The sequence below is a fragment of the Rhizobacter sp. P3_C12 genome (assembly GCF_056402735.1).
This window is the reverse complement of record NZ_JBFUGW010000470.1, coordinates 1-2,868: the sequence shown is the minus strand read 5'-3', so window position 1 is coordinate 2,868 and position 2,868 is coordinate 1. Positions and strand designations below refer to the sequence as shown.

3 protein-coding genes are annotated in these 2,868 nt (G+C 73.9%); all 3 read left to right on the top strand.

Translation table 11 applies throughout. The features are described from left to right. The coding region (locus tag AC1DXV_RS33300) for an MMPL family transporter (RefSeq protein ID WP_477937821.1) at positions 1-708 on the top strand (708 nt) is incomplete at its 5' end. A 30-nt stretch (positions 709-738) separates the two neighbouring features. Beyond that, complete coding sequence (locus AC1DXV_RS33295) at positions 739-1,578, top strand: polysaccharide deacetylase family protein (RefSeq protein WP_477937819.1); 840 nt, start codon at positions 739-741, stop codon at positions 1,576-1,578. Beyond that, the gene (locus AC1DXV_RS33290; RefSeq protein WP_477937817.1) at positions 1,575-2,759 is read left to right on the top strand and encodes a beta-ketoacyl-[acyl-carrier-protein] synthase family protein; all 1,185 of its coding nucleotides are present in this window, start codon (positions 1,575-1,577) and stop codon (positions 2,757-2,759) included. The genes AC1DXV_RS33295 and AC1DXV_RS33290 overlap by 4 nt, the downstream gene beginning before the upstream one ends. The last annotated feature ends 109 nt before the right edge of the window (positions 2,760-2,868 follow it).

Genomic DNA, 2,868 nt, shown 5'->3' with positions numbered 1-2,868 from the left:
GTCCAGGCCCAGCGCCAGGCGAAACCGGTGAGGCGCGCCGACTACGACGGCACGCCGCTCGCGACCGCGCTGCAGGCACAGCTGCTGCCCGCGGCCGCGGGTCGCCCATGGACCGTTCTGCTGAGCCTGCGCGCCGGCACGCAGGCGCTGCCCGCGGCGCGGCTGCGCGAGGCAATGCAGGGCCTGCCGGACACCCGCGTCGTCGAGATCCAGCCCGAGCTCGATGCGCTCTACGCGCGCTACCTGCGCGAGGCCTTCTGGCAGAGCGCGCTCGGCGCGCTGGCGGTGCTGCTGATCCTGTACGCCGGGCTGCGCTCGCTGCGTCGGCTGTGGCGTGTCGCGCTGCCGCTGGCGGCCAGCGTGGTGCTGGTGCTGGCCGGGCTCACGCTCGCCGGCGTCGCGCTCGGCGTGCTGCACCTGGTCGGGCTGCTGCTGGTGGTGGCGGTCGGGTCGAACTACGCGCTGTTCTTCGACCAGCTGGCGCAACACACACCACAGCAGGAGGCCCAGGCCGCTGACGCCGAGACGCTCGCCTCGCTGCTGCTGGCCAACCTGACCATCGTCGCGTCGTTCGCGCTGCTGTGCACCTCCAGCGTGCCGCTGCTGGTGGCGCTGGGCGAGGTGGTCGCGCCGGGCACGCTGCTGTGCCTGCTGCTGTCGGCCAGCTGGGCGCGCCGTCCGGGCGGTGTGGGACAATCCGCCCCCTGAATTCCCCTGCCGGCGGGCAGTGCTTTTTGCATGACGACCTGGCCCGTTCCCACCTTCCTGCTGTTCAGCGCCGCACTGCACCTGCTGGCGCTGCTCGCCGTGCTGCGCACGCCCAGCGCGTGGCCGTGGGCGCTCGGCGCGGTCGTGCTGGACCACCTCGCGATCACGCTGCTCGGGCTGTGGCCGCGCTCGACCTGGCTGGGCGAGAACATCACGCGGCTGCCGGCCGATGCCGCGGCGCGCGGCGAGATCGCGCTGACGCTCGACGACGGCCCGGACCCGGTGCTGACGCCGCAGGTGCTGGACCTGCTCGACGCGGCCGGCGTGCACGCCACCTTCTTCGTGATCGCCGAACGCGCCGCGGCACACCCCGCGCTGCTGCGCGAGATCGTGCGGCGCGGCCACGAGGTGCAGAACCACAGCTGGCGGCACCCGCATGCGTTCTCGCTGTTCGGCCCGCGCCGCATCGCGCGCGAGCTGCAGCAGGCGCAAGCATTTCTTCACACGACCACCGGCGAGCGGCCGACGCTGTTCCGCGCGCCGGCCGGCCTGCGCAACGTGTTCCTCGGCCCGCTGCTGCACCGTGCGGGCCTGCGGCTCGCGAGCTGGACGCGCCGCGGCTTCGACACCCGCGACGGCGATGCCCGGCGCGTGCTGGCGCGCCTGACGCAGGGCCTGCGCGGTGGCGACATCCTGCTGCTGCACGACGGCCATTGCGCCACCACGCCCGACGGCCGGCCGGTGGTGCTGGAGGTGCTGCCGGCACTGATCGCGCAGGTGCGGCAATCGGGGCTGCGCTTCGTGCGGCTGGGCGATGCCTGGCCTGTGCGCCCGGCGCTGGCGACGTCCCACACCGCCCCCGCCGCATGAAGCCGGTCGCGATCACGCGGATGACGGTCACGAGCGCACTCGGGGCCGGCAACGAGACCCACCTGCAGGCGCTGCGCGACGGCCGCAGCGGGCTCGCACCGTGCCGCTTCGAGGATGTCGCGCTGGCCTGCCATGTCGGCGAAGTCGCCGGCGTCGATGCGATCGCGCTGCCGGCCGAGCTCGAAGCCTACGAGTGCCGCAACCATCGCCTCGCGTGGCTCGGCTTGCAGCAGAACGGTTTCCGCGCGGCGGTGCGTGCGGCGCGCGAGCGCCATGGCGCGCAGCGCGTCGCGGTGCTGCTGGGCAGCAGCACCTCCGGCATCCTGCAGACCGAGCATGCGTACCGAAGGCGCGGGCCCGACGGCGCGCTGCCGGCCGATTTCCACTACGCCGAGACGCACAACACCGGCTCGCTGGCGCGCTTCGTCGCGCTCGCGCTGCAGCTCGACGGCCCGCAGTGGGTGGTGTCGACGGCCTGCTCGTCGAGCGCCAAGGTGTTCGCGGCCGCCGCGCGGCTGATGGAGCTCGGCTGGATCGACGCGGCGGTGGTCGGCGGCGTCGACAGCCTGTGCCTGACGACGCTGTACGGCTTCAACTCGCTGGAGCTGCTGTCGCCGCAGATCTGCCGGCCCTGGGATGCCGGCCGCAACGGGCTGTCGCTCGGCGAGGCGGCGGCGTTCGCGCTGCTGGAGCGCGATGGGCCGGACGCGCCGCAAGGCTGGCTGCTCGGCACCGGCGAGAGCAGCGACGGCTTCCACATGAGCTCGCCGCTGCCCGACGGCGGCGGCGCGGTCGCGGCGATGCAGCAGGCGCTGGCCGGTGCCGGCCTGCAGCCGGGCGACATCGACTACATCAACCTGCACGGCACCGCGACGCACAACAACGACGCGGCCGAAGACCGCGCGGTGCAGACCGTGTTCGGACCGGCCGTGCCGTGTAGCTCCACCAAGGGCGCGACCGGCCACACGCTGGGCGCGGCCGGCGGCGTCGAGGCGGTGCTGAGCGTGCTCGCGCTGCAGCACGGGCTGATCCCGGGCGGGCTGAACCGGCTGCAGCCGGATGCCGAGCTGCAGTCGAACTACGTCGACCACAGCCGCGCGGCGCCGTTGCGCCATGTGCTGAGCAATTCGTTCGGCTTCGGCGGCTCGAACGCCAGCCTCGTGTTCGGAGCCGCCCGATGAGCACGCTCTTCGTGCATGGCATCGGGCTGTGCGGCCCCGGGCTCGCCGACTGGGCGCAGGGCGCGCAGGCGCTCGACGGACGGGCCGCCTACGTGCGCACCGCCACGGC